General features: G+C 63.8%; 17 protein-coding genes and 1 riboswitch. Of the genes, 8 read left to right on the top strand and 9 right to left on the bottom strand.

Features of this window, described 5'->3' with window-relative positions:
- Positions 1-33: 33 nt before the first annotated feature.
- Positions 34-1,356: a DUF1015 domain-containing protein gene (locus ABD833_RS11890; RefSeq protein ID WP_345073232.1), complete on the top strand. Its 1,323-nt coding sequence runs from the start codon at positions 34-36 to the stop codon at positions 1,354-1,356.
- A complete protein-coding gene (locus tag ABD833_RS11885) occupies positions 1,322-1,921 on the top strand; it encodes a Maf family nucleotide pyrophosphatase (RefSeq protein WP_345073231.1) in 600 nt (199 codons plus the stop codon). The genes ABD833_RS11890 and ABD833_RS11885 overlap by 35 nt, the downstream gene beginning before the upstream one ends.
- 450 nt (positions 1,922-2,371) lie before the next feature.
- Here ABD833_RS11885 and ABD833_RS11880 read toward each other — a convergent pair whose 3' ends face one another.
- Positions 2,372-2,776, bottom strand: a complete 405-nt coding sequence (locus tag ABD833_RS11880) for a DUF4259 domain-containing protein (protein ID WP_345073229.1) — start codon at positions 2,774-2,776, stop codon at positions 2,372-2,374.
- Between the two features lie 178 nt (positions 2,777-2,954).
- Between ABD833_RS11880 and ABD833_RS11875 the strand changes: the two genes are divergently transcribed.
- Positions 2,955-3,377: a hypothetical protein gene (locus ABD833_RS11875; protein WP_345073228.1), complete on the top strand. Its 423-nt coding sequence runs from the start codon at positions 2,955-2,957 to the stop codon at positions 3,375-3,377.
- 123 nt (positions 3,378-3,500) lie between these two features.
- Here the strand turns inward: ABD833_RS11875 and ABD833_RS11870 are convergent, their stop codons facing one another.
- The 6 genes from ABD833_RS11870 to sdaAB form a co-directional block, all read right to left on the bottom strand.
- A complete protein-coding gene (locus ABD833_RS11870; RefSeq protein WP_345073227.1) occupies positions 3,501-3,929 on the bottom strand; it encodes an EamA family transporter in 429 nt (142 codons plus the stop codon).
- 8 nt (positions 3,930-3,937) lie between these two features.
- Entirely contained in the window at positions 3,938-4,423 is a 486-nt protein-coding gene (locus ABD833_RS11865; RefSeq protein WP_345073226.1) for a hypothetical protein, read from the bottom strand.
- A complete protein-coding gene (locus ABD833_RS11860; protein WP_345073225.1) occupies positions 4,420-5,409 on the bottom strand; it encodes an NAD(P)H-dependent glycerol-3-phosphate dehydrogenase in 990 nt (329 codons plus the stop codon). Before ABD833_RS11860 ends, ABD833_RS11865 begins: the two co-directional genes overlap by 4 nt.
- 175 nt (positions 5,410-5,584) lie before the next feature.
- Positions 5,585-6,991, bottom strand: coding sequence for an efflux RND transporter periplasmic adaptor subunit (locus ABD833_RS11855; RefSeq protein ID WP_345073224.1), 1,407 nt, complete (start codon positions 6,989-6,991; stop codon positions 5,585-5,587).
- A 173-nt stretch (positions 6,992-7,164) separates the two neighbouring features.
- Positions 7,165-8,700, bottom strand: a complete 1,536-nt coding sequence (locus tag ABD833_RS11850; protein ID WP_345073222.1) for a TolC family protein — start codon at positions 8,698-8,700, stop codon at positions 7,165-7,167.
- A 30-nt stretch (positions 8,701-8,730) separates the two neighbouring features.
- Entirely contained in the window at positions 8,731-9,411 is a 681-nt protein-coding gene (gene sdaAB, locus ABD833_RS11845; protein ID WP_345073221.1) for an L-serine ammonia-lyase, iron-sulfur-dependent subunit beta, read from the bottom strand.
- A gap of 212 nt (positions 9,412-9,623) precedes the next feature.
- On the opposite strand from sdaAB, the gene ABD833_RS11840 reads away from it, so the two are divergent.
- A complete protein-coding gene (locus ABD833_RS11840) occupies positions 9,624-10,601 on the top strand; it encodes a tryptophan 2,3-dioxygenase family protein (RefSeq protein WP_345073219.1) in 978 nt (325 codons plus the stop codon).
- 83 nt (positions 10,602-10,684) lie between these two features.
- Here ABD833_RS11840 and ABD833_RS11835 read toward each other — a convergent pair whose 3' ends face one another.
- Both ABD833_RS11835 and ABD833_RS11830 read right to left on the bottom strand, forming a co-directional pair.
- Entirely contained in the window at positions 10,685-11,221 is a 537-nt protein-coding gene (locus ABD833_RS11835; protein WP_345073217.1) for a DUF2911 domain-containing protein, read from the bottom strand.
- 223 nt (positions 11,222-11,444) lie between these two features.
- Positions 11,445-12,782, bottom strand: a complete 1,338-nt coding sequence (locus ABD833_RS11830; protein ID WP_345073215.1) for an MFS transporter — start codon at positions 12,780-12,782, stop codon at positions 11,445-11,447.
- 302 nt (positions 12,783-13,084) lie between these two features.
- A riboswitch (cobalamin riboswitch) is annotated at positions 13,085-13,279 on the top strand.
- A 162-nt stretch (positions 13,280-13,441) separates the two neighbouring features.
- Between ABD833_RS11830 and ABD833_RS11825 the strand changes: the two genes are divergently transcribed.
- From ABD833_RS11825 to ABD833_RS11810, 4 genes are all read left to right on the top strand, one after another.
- A complete protein-coding gene (locus ABD833_RS11825; RefSeq protein ID WP_345073214.1) occupies positions 13,442-13,831 on the top strand; it encodes an acyl-CoA thioesterase in 390 nt (129 codons plus the stop codon).
- Between the two features lie 433 nt (positions 13,832-14,264).
- Positions 14,265-15,830 carry an NAD(P)/FAD-dependent oxidoreductase gene (locus ABD833_RS11820; RefSeq protein WP_345073213.1) on the top strand — a complete coding sequence of 522 codons (1,566 nt, stop codon included), beginning with the start codon at positions 14,265-14,267 and terminating at the stop codon, positions 15,828-15,830.
- Between the two features lie 136 nt (positions 15,831-15,966).
- Positions 15,967-16,326 carry a CoA-binding protein gene (locus ABD833_RS11815; RefSeq protein WP_345073212.1) on the top strand — a complete coding sequence of 120 codons (360 nt, stop codon included), beginning with the start codon at positions 15,967-15,969 and terminating at the stop codon, positions 16,324-16,326.
- 188 nt (positions 16,327-16,514) lie between these two features.
- The gene (locus ABD833_RS11810) at positions 16,515-19,358 is read left to right on the top strand and encodes a caspase family protein (protein WP_345073211.1); all 2,844 of its coding nucleotides are present in this window, start codon (positions 16,515-16,517) and stop codon (positions 19,356-19,358) included.
- Positions 19,359-19,467 lie beyond the last annotated feature (109 nt).

The raw sequence follows: 19,467 nt of genomic DNA, 5'->3' as shown, positions 1-19,467 counted from the left end.
AATTCAACATTCATAATTCAGAATTCCAAGAGAGTGGCTGAAATTCAACCCGTTCGCGGCTGGCGCTACAATGCCGGGCTGAGTGAGCATATCGATGCGTACGTGTCGCCGCTGTTTGATGTGGTGTCGGAAAAGCAGCGCGAGGCCCTGTACCGCAATCCACTCAACAGCATCCATCTGTCGGTGCCGCGGGGGGCCGATGCTGCCGGAGAAGCCCTGCGGCGGCTCACCGAATGGCAGCAGACCGGCATTCTGCAACAGGACGACTTGCCGGGTATTTACGCCTACTACCAGTATTTCCGCCTGCCCGGCAGCGCCCGCGAATATTGCCGCAAGGGCTTTATGTGCCATATCCGGGCGTACGACTGGGCTGAAAACGTGGTGCTGCGCCACGAAAACACCCTGCCCGCCGCCGTCGACGACCGGGCCGAGCTGCTGGCCCGCACCCAGTTTCAAACCAGCGCCACCCACGGCCTCTACCGCGACGACGACTTTGCGCTGGAGCGGTACCTGGACGAAGCCATTCAGGATCCGCTCTACGAAACCGAAGAAGACTACCAGGGGGCCCGCGACGTGCTGGCCGTGATTCAGGATGCGGCTATTATCCGGCGCTTTCAGCAGCTGCTGGCGGCCCGCGAAGTCATTCTGGCCGATGGGCACCACCGCTACGAAGGCTCCCTGGCCTACCGGCAGGCGCGGCAGGCGGCCGACCCGCAGGCCACGGGCCGGGAACCGTGGAACTTCCACCTGATGTACCTGACCAACGCCGCCGCCGACGACCTGCGCATTCTGCCGACGCACCGGCTGCTGCTGGAGCTGCCCGGCAATTTATCAGACGAGGAATTTCTGGGCCGGCTGGAGCCGTATTTCACCGTTTTGCCCAAGGACGACGCCTATGATCTGCCCGAGCTGATTGCCGGCAAGCCCTGGGCCTTTGGGCTGTATCTGGGCGGGCAGGCCTACAAGCTGCGTCTCCGCCCCGAAACGCACGACCAGCTCAACTGGGACACCACGGCCGAGGTGAAGGCGCTGGATTTGTCGGTGCTGCATTTCTTCGTGCTGGAAAAAGCCCTGGGCATTGTGGGGCCCGATGCCCAGCGGACCTGGCCGGGGGTGGCCTACGTGCGCACCTTTTCCGAGTGCCTCACCCGCGTAGACCGCGGCGAGGCCCGGGCGGCCTTCATCGTGAACGAAGTGAGCATGGACGAGGTAGAGCGCGTGTGCCACTCCGGGGCCGTGATGCCGCCCAAGTCCACGTTCTTCTACCCCAAAACCATCGGCGGCTTCCTGTTTACCTCCATCCGCGACGACGACCACGACCATGTCTTCCACTCCCCGTTTAATTCTGGCGTCTAACTCCCCACGCCGCCGGCAGCTGCTCACCGATCTGGGGCTGAGCTACGAAATTCGCCTGCGGGAAGTAGACGAGACCTACCCGCCCCACCTGCGCCGGGCCGCAGTAGCCGAATACCTGGCCGCCCACAAAGCCGACGCCTACCGCGCCGATCTGGCGCCCGACGAAGTACTGCTCACCGCCGATACGATAGTGTGCCTCGACCACGACGTGCTCAACAAGCCCGCCGACGAAGCCGAAGCCATAGCCATGCTCACCCGCCTGCAGGGCCGCGCCCACGACGTGTACACCGGCGTGTGCCTGCTCAGCGGCGACGGGCGGCGCACCGTCTTTTCGGACCGGACGCAGGTGCATTTCCGAGCCCTTTCCCCCGCCGAAATCGGGTTTTACGTCCGCACCTGTCAGCCGCTGGATAAAGCCGGCGCCTACGGGGCGCAGGACTGGATCGGGATGGTGGCCGTGACGAAGCTGGAAGGCTCCTACTTCAACGTAATGGGCCTGCCGGTACACCGCGTGTGGGAAGAGCTGGAGCAGCTTGGCATTACCGCCCTGGGGCCAACCGTTTAGCTGCTTCACGGCTCCGACTATCCGCCAATCAGGCCCCGCTCCCTACGGCGGTTTCGCAAACCATTGCGTGACGAGTATAACGTATCGTTGCAGGAGCCGACGACCTACACCCCGCCCAGCCCGTTGAGGAAAATATCGTAGCCGACCGCCGGCGGGTCCGTTCCGCCGACCTGCCGGCCCCATTTCAGATTGTCGCCACTTACCTGATCGGCGGCCATACCGTTGACCGTCAGTTGGTGCCGCGATGGCTCACGGCCCACGTCACACCTGCCCTGGGCTAACCTGAATACTGCTTAAGGAGTACAGCAGCGCCATCGTGAACCGGCGCCTGACGCAGGTTCCTGACGCCCTGCAACGGCTTCCAGAAATATTCCCCTCGCCCTGCTTCGGCCGGGTTATACTCCCGTGGGGAGGTGTTCGCACCCGCGGGCCAAGCGGTGGGGCCTGCGCTTAAGACAGGCGCTCCAGCAGATTCTGCTGAGCATTCATCCAGTCGTTGAGCGTGCTGGCGGCGGCGGCCTGGGCCCGCGGCTCCGAATCCTGGGCTACGGCCCTGACGGCCTGCGCGGCCAGCTCCCGCAATTCCTCCAGGTCGCTGATGTCCAGCTTTTTCAGCTGCTGGAGTAAACCGGCGGGGAAGTTTGGGAAGGGCTTATCCGCCAGAGCAGCCACGATTTCGGCGGCCGCCAGGGCCGGCCCCGCCACTTCGGCCGCCAGGTATTCCTGATCCTCCGCGGCATCAGCGGCCGGGGCCAGTGCTTCGAGCAACGCGACTTCGCCGGGGCCATCGTTGAAATCGGCCAGAAAGTCGGCCGCTGCATCGTCATCAAAATTGCTATTACCCAGGATGCTCATCGCCGAAAAAATTAAATGAAGATAAAAAGAACGGGCGCCCTGGTGTCCGGCGCGAAATGTGCTAGTGATAGGAAGCCAAGGGCGGCCTACCACTATTTGACTTGTTTTCAGCAAGTTATACCCCGACCCGCAGCAGAACAAGTATCTTTACTGCTTTCATTCCCTTTCTGTTTTGTCCGTGAGAAGACTTTTAAGGCGCTTACCCCGAGCCGAATCGTTTGCCCAGCAGCTGCAAGCTGAATTACGCCAGCAGCTGCAAGCGGTCGGCTCGCTGTCCGATACCTGTCAGGAAACCGTGGCCGAGCAGATTACCGCTTGTCTGCCGCTGCTGCTGAGCCTGCACCCCACCCGGGTCAGAGGCTGGCAAGACACGCTTAATCACGGAGCCCACGTTATCGTCGATTTCCGCAACGACTGCCAGCTTACCGTGGCCGAGTACTGCCCGCCGCACGATGCGGCGCCCGACGCCGCCGATACGCGCATTTCCGTGTACCGGCGCGGTAGTCTGCAGTCGTACATTGCCTGCCACCATACCAAGCTGCAGGCGGCGCTGCACCACAGCCTGCCCCCCCTGGTCAGCAAGGTCCCGGCGTTGTCCTAGAGTGGTTGGACCGTAAGGAAAAACGGCCGTCATGCTCTGCTCTGCATGACGTTCTTTTCGGTTACGGTCCACCCACTCCAGCGGAGGTCCGGCTGGCTATTCAGCGTTAGCCCGGCCCTGATTCTAGTGTCCGCGGGCCAGCAGCGCAATGCCCACCACGATAAAGAGCAGGCCCAGGCCCTGGGGCAGGGTGAGCGACTCGCGCAATACCACCAGCCCGAGCACGGCCGTGAGCAGTACCGAGCCGCCCACAATTACCGGCGTCCCGACTGAGGAGGGCACGCCCCGGCTGAAAACCACAAACGTCAGGATTTCGGCCAGCCCCACGCCCACCCCGGCCAGCGCGGCCAGCAGCAAGCCTTTGTTGGTGATGGGCAGCGGCTGCCCCTGCAGCCTGAGCTTCAGCAGCCACAGCCCGCCCAGCAGGGCAGCCACCAGCTGCAGCACCACCGCGCCCACGGCGGCCGGCAGCTGGTCGGCGGCCAGCTTGATGAAGAAGTTGTAGAGGGCCAGGCACAAAGCCGTGAGCAGGGCGAGCAGAATCCAGGGCATAGTGAGTTTCAGGACGCGGAAGCAGCTGGTTCTGACAACAAAGTGGCTGGACCGAGGCCTGACTCTACCAAGCGCCAGCGAGCCTGCTCTGCGACCAGCCACCGGTAGTCATTTCTATCCTCGGCACCCAGACTCCAGTCTAAATTCTCGGCCCGGTGCAAAGCATCATTGTGCCACCGACACACGGCCTGAAATATCAGGCTTGCCGTGATATCTGAGCCTCTTGCATCCTGAACCCAGTTGAAATCCAGCACGTCTTCAAACAGCATTTCCAGCACTGAATCTTTCGGGAACCGGCTTTGAAACAGTAGCCGGACGAGCGTGCGGTTATCAACGTGCATGGCCTGCCGCTCGTCCACGAACTCCCGATTCTGCACCGCTATTTCCCTGATGCAGCTGTCGTGGAAGCTTCTGTATACCGTCATCAAGTGGTCCGCATCAGCCTGGCTTTGGATAGATGTCCACTTGATTACTTGACGTTTGGAACGGCTCATCTAAACTTCTCCTTCAGTATTTCCAGCTCCACGGCCGGCGAAATCTTTTCGTAGAGAATGTGGTAGGCCGCCTGCGCGATGGGCATGGGTACTTTCAGCTCCTTGTTCAGCTCGTAGATGCTTTTCACGGCGTAGTAGCCCTCGGCCACCATGTTCATCTCCAGCTGCGCCGACTTCACGGAGTAGCCCCGCCCGATCATGCTGCCGAAGGTGCGGTTGCGCGAAAACTGCGAGTAGGCCGTCACCAGCAGGTCGCCCAGGTAAGCGGAGGCCGACAGGTCGCGGGGCTGGGGGTTCATGGCGTGCACGAAGCGGCGCATTTCCTGCACCGCGTTGCTCACCAGCACGGCCTGGAAGTTGTCGCCGTAGCCCAGGCCGTGGGCAATGCCGCAGGTCAGGGCGATGATGTTCTTCATCACGGCGAAATACTCAATGCCGTCCAGGTCGGCCATGGGGTGGGCCTTCACGTAGCGGTTGCGCAGCAGGGCGCTGAAGTCTTCGGCCAGCTGGTGGTCGGATGAGCCGATGGTGAGGTAGCTCTGCTTTTCCAGGGCCACCTCCTCGGCGTGGCAGGGTCCGGCCACGATGCCCAGCTGAGTGTGCGGCAGGCGGAACCGCTCGGCCACGTAGTCGGTCACCAGCACGTTCTTGCCCGGAATCATACCCTTGATGGCCGAGATGATGCGCTTGTTTTTCAGCGCGTCGCGGTCCAGCTTGTCCAGCGCACTCTGCACGAAGGCGGCGGGCACGGCCAGCACCAGCCAGTCGGCTTCCTTCACCACTTCCTCCAGATCAGTGGAGGGAAATACCCGGGTCAGGTCGAAGGCCACCGACGAGAGGTAGCGGCGGTTGTGGCGGGTGGTGCGCAGGTGCTGCACGTCGTCCTTGTTGCGCTGCCACCAGCCCACGCGGGCGCCGTTTTCCGACAGGATCTTGGTCAGCGCGGTGGCCCAGGAGCCGCCGCCGAGCATGGCTATTTTTTCCAATGGGAACGTAATTAAACTGTCATTGCGAGCGAAGCAATCCGGCCGCTCAACTGGGCGAAGTCTCCTTTACCGACAAGCCCCTGACCGCTACCAGCGTCAAGGGCTTGTCGGCTATGATACGGCTTTCGGCCTCGCGCAGGACAAACTACTTCGTTCCTGGCCCCGACCGGTTTACTTACTTATCTTCTTCCTCCGTTTCTTTCAGGGCGGCTTTGTTGATGCTCTTGGCATCTTTTACCACCACGGCCGCGCCGTCTTTCAGGGTTTTGGCTACGGCCCGGAACGGGCCGCTCACCACCTGCTCACCGGCCTGCAGGCCACTCAGAATTTCGATGTTGGCAAAGTCGCTGATACCGGTTTTCACGGGCGTCAGCACGGCCTTGCCGTTGCGCACCACGAACACGACTTCCTGCACGTCCAGTTTCGGGGCGGGCTTGTCGTCGGCTTCCTTCGGAGCCGAGGAACCGCGGCCCACCCGCGGCCCACTCGCTTTGTTCTCCTCTTTGGCCATCGTGCTGTCGGACCGGGTGGTCACGGTGGCCAGCGGTACGCTGAGCACGTTGTTTTTGCGGTCGGTGATTACGTCGACCGAGGCCGTCATGCCGGGGCGGAACGGGACGATGGTACGGCCGTTCACCGTGCGCTGCAGGTGGCGGTACGAGTCGGGCAGCAGGCGGATGCGCACCTCAAACTCGGTTACGGCCTCGGCCGTCAGCGCGTCTTTAGCGGTGTTGGCGATGCTGGTCACCAGGCCGCGGAATTTCTCATCCTTGCTGGCGTAGGAGTCCACTTCCACTTCCACCGAGTCGCCCAGGTCGACGTTGATAATGTCGTTTTCGTTTACGCTCACCCGCACTTCCATCGAGTTGAGGTTGGCGATGCGCATGATTTCGGTACCCGCCATCTGGGAGGTGCCTACCACCCGCTCGCCTTTCTTCACGTTGAGCTTGCTCACCGTGCCGCTGACGGGCGCGTAAATCGTGGTTTTGTCGAGGTTGCGGCGGGCTTCCTCCAGCGAAGCCCGGGCGCTGGCCACGTTGCTCTGGGCCCCGCGGATGCTCTGGCGGGCGCTGTTGATTTCTTCCTGCGAAGCATTATAGGCGGCCTGGCTGGCTTCGTAGTCGGCCTGCGAAATCACCTTCTGCTTGTAGAGCGAGGCGTTGCGCCGATACACCAGCTCGGTTTGTTTGGCGTTGGCCATCAGCTGCTGCAGGCGGGCCTGGGTCTGGCCCACGTTGGCCCGCTGGGTATTCACCGTCGCCGACTGCATGTTGACCATAGCCTGGTAGTTATCGGGGCGGATGCGCAGCAGCAGCTGGCCTTTCTTCACCGAGTCGCCTTCCTGCACGTAGAGCTCGGTGATTTCGCCCGAGACGTCGGGGGAGATTTTCACTTCGGTTTCGGGCTGCACCTTGCCCGAGGCACTCACCTTCTCCACGATGGTCGTGGCCGCGGCCTTGGATACGATAACCTCCGTACCGGTAGGCTGCCCTACCCAGCCCTGCTTTTTGGCCACGAAGAACCCGACGAGAAGCAGTACCAGTAGGGCCAGTAGAATGTAGAGTAAGCGGTTGTTTTTCATGCTCAGAAAAGAGGAACCCGGAGAATAAGAGGGTGGCGGATACGCGAAAAGATGGGGCAAATAAAGGAAGTAGTCGGCAGTAATGCGCAGCCCCGACCGCAAGGATAAGCGCAGACCTCTGCCGCGGGAGAGGTCTGTGCCGAAAAGCGGGGGAGCAAACCAGCGCAGCTGGCCTACAAATCCAGCGGGCGACCTTCGTAGAATTCCAGCACCTTGCGGCGGAAGATGAACTCGTACTTGGCCTGAATCATGCTCGATTCGGCGCCGTAGAGGTTGTTTTTGGCGATGTTGAAGTCCGTGCCGTTGAGCAGCCCGTTGTTGAAGCGGATTTCGGCGTTGCGGTAGGCCGTGCTCAGGGCCTGGGTCTGGCGCTTAGCGGCCGAGTAGCGGCGCTGGGCGGCAATGGCATCGGCGTAGGCCTGCTGGATGTTCTGGCGCAGCGTGAGGCGGGTTTGCTCGGCGCGCAGCTCGGCCTGCTTCACCCCGATTTCGGAGCGCTGCACGTTGGTGCGGGCCTGGAAGCCGTTCAGAATCGGGATGGAGAGCGTAAACTGCAGCTGCTTGCCGTAGTTGCTTCTCACCTGCTTGATAAATTTATCGGGTAGGGGGCGGGTTTCGGGCTGGTAGAAACCGGCGAAAACCCCCGGCACCATCTCGGGCTTCCCCGTGGCAGGGTTGATGGCGAAGATCGGGAACGGCGTCAGGGTGGAGTCGCCGGTGAGCACGGGCGTCGCCCGCGACGAGGAATACCCCGAGAAGAGCCCCCCGCCAAACGTAAGGCGCGGATAGTAGGTCCCGCGGGCTATTTCCACGGTGCGCAGGGCGCTTTGCGTGCGCAGCTCCGCGGCTTTCACCTCGGGCATGAGGCCCTGGGCCGTCTGGTAGGTCCCGTCGGGGTTGCCTATCAGCACGGTTTCCTCGTCGGGGTCGGCGAGCACGGGCACCTCAATTTCGAAGCCGGTGGGCGAATTCAGATTCAGCAGCTGGGCCAGCTGGAGCTTAAAAAAGGCAACCTGGTTCTGGGCCGTAATCACGTTGAGCTCGTCGGACGCCTGCTGGGCCTGGCCATCGAGCAGGTTGCTTTCGGCCACGCTGCCCGCCTTGAGCAGCTTTTCGGTGCGGCTCACCTGCTGTTGTGAGCTATTCACCCGGGCCTGATTGGCCTGCACGATTTCCTGCGCCAGCACCAGCTGCAGATACGACGAGGCCACGTTCAGGGCAATGTCGTTCTTGGATTTCTCGATGTCGTTGAGACCCGCCTCGTAATCCAGGACGTTGCGCTTGATGGTGTTGCGCAGCTGGAAACCCGAAAACAGCGTCAGCTGCGAGCTGACCGAGAAGTTGTTGGTTCGGATGGTCTGGTCCTGAAACTGGAACGTGAGCGGGTCAACGCTGGTGCCGTAGTTCCAGTTCTGGGTGGCGTTGGCGTTGGCCGAGGGCAGCAGCGCGGCCCGGCTCTGGCGCAGAATGGCGTCCGTGTTCTGGGTGGTGAGCTGCTGCTGGCGCACGGTCAGGTTGTTCTGCTGGGCTACGTCGACGGCGCGGCGCAGGGTGTAGGGCCCGCCGGGCGCGGCGACGGGCAGACTGCCGGCCGGGGGCTGCACGGGCGGCGTTTGCTGGGCCGCGGCGGGCAGCGCAGCCACCGCCAGCAGGGCGGCGCCGGCCCCGGCGGCAGCCAGGCGGGAAAGCGGAGTACGGGTTGGTTTCATAGCCGGTAGGGTTGTCTTGGTATCAGGCGCTTAGTCGATGTTCGGAATGTAGGTCACGCGCTGCACCCAGCTGAGCTGGCGCAGGTACTCCAGGGTAATGGCCCGCAGGCCCGAGTCCATCTCGATGAACTGCCGGGCCGCGTCGTTCCGGCCCTTGCGGCTCACAAACATGGTGGCGATGTTGCAGTCGTCGTGGGCAATGACGGAGGCAATGAAGGCAATGGAGCCGGTGCGGTCGTCGGCATCGATAATGAGCGTGTGCAGCGAGGCCGAAAAGTCGGACGGAAAGCCGTCGACTTCCACAATGCGAATCACGCCCCCACCCCGGCTCTGCCCGATCACCTCCACGGCGTGGCCGGTGCGCTCGTCGCGCAGCTGGAGCCGGATGGTGTTCGGGTGCATGGTGCTGGCGTTGCCTACGCTCTGAAACACGTAGGTCAGCCCGGCCGCCTTGGCGTGGTCGAAGGCGTCGCGGATGCGCTTGTCGTCGGTGGCCATGCCCAGCAAGCCGGCCACGATGGCGCGGTCGGAGCCGTGCCCCTCGTAGGTGCGGGCAAAGGAGTTGTAAAACGTGACGGTGGCATGGGTGGGCAGGGAGCCCAGAATGCGGATGGCGGCGCTGGCAATGCGGACTACCCCGGCGGTGTGCGAGGAGCTGGGTCCGATCATCACTGGCCCGATCATATCAAAAATACTGCTTTTCTCGGCCATAATACGGGCTAAAAGTAGAGGTTTCAGCCGGGAAACCAACTGTTGCCGTGAGTTTCCCCGGCGGGCGCCGCGCCGGCGGCGCCGCTACGCTCACAGATGCCGCGGCCCGGTCCGCGGTTGCCCGGGGCGGGCACATCCGGCGGCTTTTTTGTTCCTTGTGCCGCCGTTGCCACCCGGGCGGCGTCCTTTCACCCGTCCTAAGCCACCCGCTTATGTCCCCCACCCCGGACGAATTCTCCCCCGCCGTCCTCGACCAGCTGCGCCGCCTGCAGCAGAAATATGCCGCCGACGGGCAGGATCTGGCCGCCTACCTCGAAGGCCTGTTCTTCGCCGACTACGTCAACTACTGGGACTATATCGAGCTGGATACGCTGCTGAGCCTGCAGCGCCCGCTCACCCAGATTCCCGACGAGCGGATCTTTATCATGTACCACCAGATCACGGAGCTGTACTTCAAGCTTTGCCTGTGCGAGTACGAGCAGATCGGGGACCTGCGCGAGCCCACCGTGGGCGAGCTGGTACTGCGCGTGGGCCGCATCAACCGCTATTTCGAGAACCTGATCGACTCGTTCGACGTGATGGTCGACGGCATGGACAAGCAGCAGTTTCTGCAGTTCCGCATGGCCCTGATGCCGGCCTCGGGCTTTCAGAGCGTGCAGTACCGCATGATCGAAATTGCCAGCACGGCCCTCGACAACCTGCTCAACCAGGAACAGCGCCGCCTGCTGGGCGAGGCCGCCGCCCACGACGAGCTGATGGGCTGCATCTACTGGAAAGCCGGGGCCACTATCGAGGAAACCGGGGCCAAGGCCCTCACCCTGATTCAGTTCGAGGAGAAATACAGCCAGCAGCTCACCCGCCACGCCGCTGCGTACCACGACAAAAACGTGTGGAGCACCGTGCTGCGCCTGCCCGAAGCCGACCGCCGGCACCCGCGTCTGCTGCGCGCCCTCAGGCAGCTCGACGTGAACGTGAACGTGAACTGGCCCCTGATGCACTACAAATCGGCGGTGCGCTACCTGGAGCGCGACCCCACGGCCCTGGCCGCCACGGGCGGTACCAACTGGAAGAAGTACCTGCCTCCCAAGTTCCAGAAGCGCATCTTCTACCCCCAGCTCTGGACCGAGCAGGACCTGGCCGAGTGGGGCAAGGGCTGGGTGGAGAGTATTCTGGAAGAAGCGCGGAAGTAACTGTACGCAGTACAAACCGACCGGCCGCCGCATGTATCCGTTGGGTACGTGCGGCGGCCGGTCGGTTTGTACTAATCCTTAGGCTACTTGCTCACCTTGAAGCTGGCCTGCGTGCTTTCCCAGGCCATCGTCACGGTCCCGGCTTTGGCGGTCGTCACGTTGAACTGCTCCACCGGGGCGGCCGTTTTCATTGGCTTCACCTTTACGCGCAGGGCGTCCTGCTTCTGGTCGTACTCGTAGGCGCCCCACTGGTTGGCGGTCTTATTGAAGATAACGGTCCACTCAGTGGCGCCGGGGATGGTGAACAGGGCGTATTTGCCGGCGGGCAGCGCCTGGCCTTCAATTTTCACGGGCTTATCCACGGTGAAGATGGTGGCTTCATTGGCCCCCGTGCGCCACACGGCGTTGTAGGGCACCAGCCCGCCGAACACCTTGCGGCCTTTCATGGCCGGGCGGCTGTAGTCGATGGTAACCGTGGCGCCACCCACCAGGGCCGTGGCCGTAGCCGGCGGGCTCGGGCGCTTCGATTTGTCTTCGGGCATTTTTTTATCCTGGGCGTAGGCGTGGCCGGTGAGCAACAGTGCGGCGGCGAGCAGGAATCTGGCAGCGGGGTTTCGCATGGGAGTTGGGAAGTGAGAGTGAGTGTGAGGTTGAAATACGGAAGCGCGGCTTTTGTTTTCCGCTCCTGCAACAGGAGACGGCCAGGCCAGGTCGTCACGTTGCACGACGGACGATCCTGCTCATCTGGCGTCCGATGGTCGAAGCATCGCGCGCGCTGACGCAGGATTACTACTCTGACGATGCCACGCGAGATGCTTCGCTTACGCTCTGCATGACGAGCTGTTAAACATGCTTTCCGCGGCTTTCGTCGTCCAGGCGGGAAGTGCTTTTGGTGTCGGCCATGCGCAGGTACACGACCAGCGAAATAGCGGCGCAGGCCGTTACGTACCAGTAGTACCACGCCTCCACGCCGCGGTCCTTGGCCAGCAGGGCTACGTACTCGGCCGAGCCGCCGAAGACGGCCACCGTCAGCGCGTAGGGCAGCCCCACGCCCAGGGCCCGGATGTGGGTCGGGAACAGCTCGGCCTTCACAATAGCATTAATGGAGGTGTAGCCGCTGACGATAACCAGCCCGATGAGCAGCAGGCCAAACGCCGCCCAGCCATCCTGGGTGCGGGCCAGCAGCGTGAGCAGCGGCACCGTGCCCAGCGTGGCGCCCACCCCGAAAAACAGTAGCACCGGCCGCCGCCCCACCCGATCGGACAGTGCCCCGAACAGCGGCTGGAGCACGATGGTAACGGCCAGCGCCCCGAACGAAATCAGCGTGGCCCCGGCCTTGCTGAAGCCGGCGGTGTTCACCAGAAATTTCTGGGCGTAGGTGGTGAAGGTGTAAAAGGCAATGGTGCCGCCCAGGGTCATGCCCACCACCGTCAGCACTTCGCGCGGGTAGCGCAGCAGCCCGGTCAGCTGGCCCGCGCCCTTTTCGGCGCGGCCGGGAGCCAGCGTCTGCTGCGCAAACGCCTCGGTTTCGGCCATGCTGCGCCGCAGGTACAGCGCCGACACGGCCGCCGCCGCGCCAATCACGAAGGGCACCCGCCAGCCCCAGGCGTACATCTGCGCCGGACTCAGCACCTGCTGCAACCCCAGCTGCACCAGCAACGCCAGCAGCTGCCCGGCAATGAGGGTCACGTACTGGAAGCTGGAGTAGAAGCCCCGGTTTCTGGCGTCGGCCATTTCGCTCAGATACGTGGCGGAGGTGCCGTACTCCCCGCCCACGCTCAGCCCCTGCGCCAGCCGGGCCACCACCAGCAAAACCGGCGCCGCCACCCCGATGCTCTGGTACGAGGGCGTGAGGGCAATGAGCAGAGAGCCCGCGCACATCAGCAGCACCGACAGCAGCAGAGCGGCTTTGCGGCCGTGCCGGTCGGCGTACCCGCCCATAAGCCAGCCGCCGAGCGGGCGCATCAGAAAGCCCACCGCGAAGATGGCCGCCGTATTGAGCAGCTGGGCCGTGAGGTCGCCCTTGGGGAAGAACGAAGGGGCAAAATACAGGGCGAAGGCCGAGTACACGTACCAGTCGTACCACTCCACCAGGTTGCCCACCGAGCCGCTGATGATGGAGCGCAGGCGCGAGGCGACGGGCAGCGGCGACAGATGAGGCGCAGCGGGAGTTTCCGGCATACTTAGGAATGGTGGGGTAAGAGCCCGTCGTTATTGCTGAGTAACTCTTGTCATGCTGAGCCAGACGAAGCAGCGCGCCCGCAATGGTAACCAGATCCTCTCACAACGTCCCAGGCAAGATACTTCGTCGCTGCTGCAGTCCCGGAATGCTCCTTCTGCATAAGTAGGGTCAGACCCGCTTTAAGCACCGGCCGTTCGGCCCCCCTGGCCTCCATGTCGCGCTTAAAGCGCGGGCAGGGCGCCGGAAGGGGGAGGCGCGGGCCAAAACAGCTACCTTCGCCGCCGTTGTTCTTAGTTTGATTTCCATTCAGACGACGGAAGGTGGGCGGGTAATACCGCCCTGCCAAGGGAACCGGGTGCGAATCCCGGACAGACGCGCTACTGTAAGTACCCCCATAGTTCTTCCCTGCGCAGCCCATTGGGGCGGCCCCGGCCGGCCTGAGAAGGGCGGGGAGAATGGTACAAGTCAGGAAACCTGCCTTCCGCTGAGTTGATAAGGGTGCCTTCGCGACCTGAGGCCTTTATCGGGTGCCGAGGCCTGCGGGCGGCCCTTTTCGGCCGGCGTGCCTCCCGGCGTAGCCCCGATTTTTCCCGTTCGCACAGCTTTCCCGGAATCCGGCCCAGGGCTTTTGATTTTCCCAAACCCTTTTTCGCTCCCCATGGACCTTGCCGAGAAAATTGCCCAGGCCGAAACCCGCATCTTCAAAGCGGTATTCCCCAACACCACCAACCACTACGACACCCTCTTCGGTGGCGCGACGCTGCACATGATGGACGAGGTGGCCTTCATCTGCGCCACCCGCTTCAGCCGCCTCAAGATGGTGACCGTGTCGTCGGATAAAGTCGATTTCACCCACCCCATTCCCGGCGGCACGCTCGTGGAGCTGATCGGCAACATCGAGCACGTGGGCAACACCAGCCTGAAAGTGCGCGTCGACCTGTTTGTGGAGCAGATGTATTCCGACGAGCGCACCAAAGCCGTGTCGGGCCTGTTCACCTTCGTCGCCATCGACGCCGACAAGCGCCCGGTGCGGATTCTGCCGGCATAAGCGGCGTTTTTTGGCAGTCTGTTTTTTCGGCTGTCATCCTGAGCCTGCGAAGGATCTGCCTCATCGTTTACTGCAATTGTCATTCACTGAGCAAAACCCTTTTCCGCGCAATTGGAGAAGGGCTTTACTCAGTAAATCAGACTTGTCAGTAGCTGAAGAGGCAGGTCCTTCGCTGTGCTCAGGATGACAAACGACGAAAAAACCGAAACCCTAAACAGGTTCAGCAGCTGATTTCAATGGAGCACGTCTTTTATCGTCGTGTAGGGTAAAGAGCGTTGTGCGTTGAAGTGCATTTTTCAGAGGCGAAGAGGCAGGTCCTTCGCTGTGCTCAGGATGACAGTTCCGTTAGTGTGACCGGTACCGTATCTTTGTCCTCCCCAAAACCTGATTCCCGGTTTAAAGGCTCGACACCTTTCACCCTACAATCGACCCTGTGTCTAAGAGAGAAATAGAAGTGCTGCTGCCCCCGGAAGTAGCCTACGACGAATTTGCCCGCTACCGCGCCCTGCTGGCGGCCACGGGCCTGGAGCCCGGCGAGGCCGATTTCGTGCACCTGCGCAAGCGCTCCATCGACGCCCGCGGCCGCCAGCCCCTGGTTCGCCTGCGGGCCGATATCTGGCTCACCCCGCCCCCGGCCGACACGTTTGGTCCCTGGTTTCAGTATTCGGATGTAAGCCGGGCGCGGCGCACGGTGCTGATCGTCGGGGCCGGGCCCGCGGGCTTGTTTGCGGCGTTGCGCTGCATCGAGCTGGGCCTGAAGCCCATCGTGCTGGAACGCGGCAAGGACGTGCGTACCCGCCGCCGCGACCTGGCGGCGCTCAACAAGGAGCACGTGGTGAACCCGGATTCCAACTACTGCTTCGGCGAAGGCGGCGCGGGCACCTATTCCGACGGCAAGCTCTACACCCGCGCCACCAAGCGCGGCGACATTCAGCGCATCCTGCGCCTGCTGGTCCAGCACGGGGCCACCCCCGATATTCTCGTCGATGCCCACCCCCACATCGGCACCAACAAGCTGCCCGCGGTGGTAGCGGCCCTGCGCGACACCATCCGGGCGGCGGGCGGCGAAGTGCGCTTCGACACGCGGGTCGATGACCTCATTCTGGACAGCAACCACCTGCGCGGCGTGGTTACGGCTACCGGCGAGGCGCTGGAAGCCGACGCCGTAATTCTGGCCACGGGCCACTCGGCCCGGGATATCTACGAGCTGCTGCACCGCCGTGGGGTGCGCATCGAGGCCAAGCCCTTTGCCCTGGGCGTGCGCGTGGAGCACCCCCAGCAGCTCATCGACCAGGCCCAGTACCGCCTCCAGGACCGGGGGCCGCTGCCGGCGGCTTCCTACGCCCTGGTCCACCAAACCCAGTGGCAGGGCAAGCAGCGGGGCGTGTTTTCGTTCTGCATGTGCCCCGGCGGCTTTATCGTGCCGGCCGCCACGGCCTCCGGCGAAGTGGTGGTCAACGGCATGAGCCCCAGCCGCCGCGACTCGCGCTTCGCTAACTCCGGCATCGTCACGGCCGTTGAGCTCGAGGATATGGACCTGGCGCAGCACGGCGAGCTGGCGGGCCTGCGCCTGCAGCAGGAAATCGAGCAGCGGGCCTGCGCCCTGGCCGGCCACACCCAGCGCGCCCCGGCCCAGCGCCTCGGCGACTTTCTGAAGGGCACCGTCTCGCCGGAGCTGCTCGAAACCTCCTACCAGCCGGGGTTGGTGTCGGTGAACATGGAGCAGGTGCTGGGCGCCGGCCTCGCCGACCGCCTGCGCCAGGGCTTCCGCGACTTCGGCCGCAAGATTCCCGGCTACGCCACCAACGCCGCCCAGATTGTGGGCGTGGAAAGCCGCACCTCGGCCCCCGTCCGCATTCCCCGCGACCGGACCACGCTGGAGCACCCCGAAATCCGGGGCCTGTTTCCCTGCGGTGAGGGGGCCGGTTTCGCCGGCGGCATCGTATCGGCGGCCATGGATGGGGAGCGGTGCGCCGAAGCGGTGCTGGCAGGCTTTTAGGTTTTGGTGGGTGGTTTTTGGTTTTTGGCCCGCGGAATTCGTTTAAGCCGGTAGCCCGTTTCTGCAGTCAGGGCCCGGTCCGCGGATCCGGCCGCCTACCGGGCCAAAAACCAAAAACCAAAAACGACAAACCAAGATGAAAAAGACCTTAGTTCTCGGGGCCAGCGACAATCCGGCCCGCTATTCCTTCCGGGCGGTGCACCAGCTTAAGCAGCACGGCCACGAGGTAGTGCCCGTCGGCATCCGGAAGGGCCAGGTGGCCGGCCTCGCCATTCACACCGACCGGCCCGCCGCCGCTGATGTGGATACCGTCACGCTCTACGTGGGGCCGCAGAATCAGCCCGCCTGGTACGACTACATTCTGGACCTGAACCCCAAGCGCATCATCTTCAACCCCGGCACCGAAAACGCGGAGCTGGAGCGTCTGGCCCAGCAGCGCGGCATTCAGACCGAAGAGGCCTGTACGCTGGTCATGCTGTCGATAGGGCAGTACTAACGCAGTTTTAAAACAGCCTCAGAACGGCCCCGGCCCCGGAATAAACTCCGGGGCCGGGGCTTTTTGCTTTCCGTTACAAGACCTATGCAACCTCGTTCAATTCAAGTAAATATTTGATAAACACATTTATGTATATTTAATATGTCGTTCCGGTCGGAACGCGGGGTGTCACTAAACCATTTATTCCCATGGCTAGTCGTTTCAAACAGCTGACCTTGGCCGAGTTCGTTGCCGTGCTCGACCAGTTCCCCTTCACGCGCCGGGTTACGGGCGTGCACATGCACCATACCTGGCGGCCCAACCGGGCGCAGTACGCGGGCCGGGCCAGCATCGACGCCATGTGGCAGTATCATACCCAGCACAACGGCTGGTCCGACATTGCCCAGCACATCAGCATTGCCCCGGATGGCACCATCTGGACCGGCCGCAACTGGAACCTGGCCCCGGCCAGCTCCTCGGGCCACAATGGCAACCGCCTGGCCGGGCCCTTCATGTTCGAGATGATCGGCGACTTCGACAAGGGCCGCGACCCCTTCGACGGAGCCCAGCGCCGCACCGCCCTGCACGTAGTGGCCCACGTGCAGCGTCATTTTAAGCTGGCCACCAAGTCGCTGCACTTCCACAGCCAGCTGTCGGGCAAAACCTGCCCCGGCAGCAGCATCGGCTACGAGGCCACGGTCCAGGAAGTCCGGCACATCAAACAAAACCTGGGCTCCCGGGCCTTGCTCGCGGAGCCGGCCGTGAGTGAGGAACGGGTAGTGGAATTGCTGCGCACGCTGAGCTACATCTCCATTGCCAGCCGGGCCCGCGGCCTGGAAGCCGAAGCCCTGGCCGAGCCCGCCGAAGAAGGCATGAGCCGCCAGCAGCTGCTGCTGCTCACGGAGCCCGTCCCGGGCAAAACCGCTGCCCGCGCCCTCCAGTCCCGTGGCCCCGGGGAGCTGACCGCCGCCCAACGCCAGCTGCTTCGCGCCCACGTCGTCAACCTCGACCAGGGCCGCTTTTCCACCGACGGCACCTTCACCACGGCGGCCTCCGACGTGGACGCGCTGTTCGACAAGCACCTGGAGCAGGCCCTGCGCGCGGCCCGCAAGGCCGGGCGGCCCCTCCAGCTGGTGCTGTATGCCCACGGGGGGTTGGTGTCGGAGAAATCGGGGCTGGCCGGGGCGCTGCGGGCCATTCCGTGGTGGAAGGCCAACCACGTGTATCCCCTGTACTTCGTGTGGGAAACCGGCCTGGGCGGCACGCTGGGGGCCCTCATCCGGGGCAGCCGCGCCCGCGAATCCGGTCGGGGCATCACCGACCTGAGCGACCAGCTGATTGAGCGGGCCGTGGGTCCCCTGGGCGGGCAGATCTGGAAAAACATGAAGGACAGCGCCGAATGGGCCAGTGAAGCCGATGGCGGGGGCCGCTACGTGGCCCGCAAGCTCCAGCAGTTCTGCGCCGCTCACCCGGCCGAGGTAGCCGACGGCACCCTGCGCCTGCACGCCGTGGGCCACAGCGCCGGCTCCATCTTCCACGCCCACTTCCTGCCCACGGCCCTGCAGCTGGGCGTACCGTCTTTCCGGACCCTGCACCTGCTGGCCCCCGCCATCCGGGTCGACGCCTTCAAGCAGCACCTGGCGGGCCTCGTCGGCCACGGCGTGGACCAGCTGACGCTCTTCACCATGCGCGACCAGCTGGAGCGGGACGATACCTGCTCCCTGTTTTACCGCAAGTCGCTGCTCTACCTGCTCTACAATGCCCTGGAATCGGGTCGCGAAACGCCCATTCTGGGCCTGGAAACCTGCCTGCGGGCTGATGCCGACGTCAGCCGGCTCCTGGGGCTGAGTACCGGCCACCAAGCCGCCCCGGCTACGGAGGTAATCTGGTCGAATACTACCGAGGCCAGCGGCCGGAGCTCGAGCACCAGCGCCACCCACGGCGGGTTCGACGAGGACGCGGCCACCATGGAAAGCGTGCTGCGGCGCGTCGTCGACCAGACCGACATCGTGCCCTTCCCCCGAACCCGGGAGCTGGTTGACCTCTGGCATGAGCCGATTGAGCTGCCCGAAGAGGTGGTAATGCTGGCTCAGCTGCAGGCCGAATTCATGGCGAAGACGACCGCCAAGCCCGCCAAGAAAGCCGCTCCGCCCCGGCCACAGCCGGCTTCAACCAACGGCCACCCGCGCCAGCGGGCCCTGTGCATCGGCATCAACGACTACCCGGCCGCCCCGCTCCAGGGCTGCGTGGCCGACGCCCGCGCCTGGGCCGACGCCCTAAAGCACCGGGGCTTCGCAACCGAGCTCCTGCTCGAAGATGAGGCTACCCGCCAGAACATTCTCGACCGCATCAGCAGCCTGCTGACTACGAGCCGGGCGGGCGACGTGCTGGTCGTGCAGTTTTCCGGTCACGGCACCCAGCTCCAGGACGCCGGCCGCGGCGGCGACGAGGATGACCGCCGGGATGAGGCGCTGTGCCCCCACGACTATGCCCGCGGGGCCTTCGTCCTCGACGACGACCTGCGGACGGTATTCCGGCGGGTGCCCGCCGGCGTCAGCGTCACTTTCTTCGCCGACTGCTGCCACTCGGGCAGCGTTGCCCGGCTGTTCGGCGCGCCGCCGGCCCCGGTTGTGGTCGACCAGCGGGCCCGCTTCATGAATGCCCGCGCCAGCGATACCGACTTTAATACCCTGCACCGGGCGTTCCGGGCCAGCTTACCAGCCAATGGCAATCATCCGGCCCCTGCCGATGCCGGCCGCGCCGCCATGCGGGTAGTTAACTTCTCCGCCTGTCTGCCCGAGGAAGTAGCTTACGAAACCAATGGCAGCGGGGCCTTCACAACCCGGGCGCTGCGCCTGCTGGAGAAACCCAGTGCCGGCCTCACCCACCGCCAGTTCCAGGACCAGCTGCGGCGGGCCTTCAGCCGCCACTCGCCCGTGCAGCACCCCACGCTGGACTGCGCGCCCACGGCCGAAGAGCTGCCCTTACTCCAGGCCCTGACCGCCACCGCGCCCCGCCGGCCCCGGCGCCAGGCTTCCGCCGCCGCCCGGTAGTCGGTCATTGGCCATCAGCAACGCCTGCCCCGCCCGGATTTTCTGCGGTGGGGCAGGCGTTGCTGCTAGCCGCAATTCGCTGGTTGCCAGACTACCCTTTGTTGCCTAC

The sequence above is a fragment of the Hymenobacter fastidiosus genome (assembly GCF_039539565.1).
Lineage (GTDB): Bacteria > Bacteroidota > Bacteroidia > Cytophagales > Hymenobacteraceae > Hymenobacter > Hymenobacter fastidiosus.
Note: the sequence above shows the minus strand (reverse complement) of the source record. Positions and strands in the feature narration are given on the sequence as shown.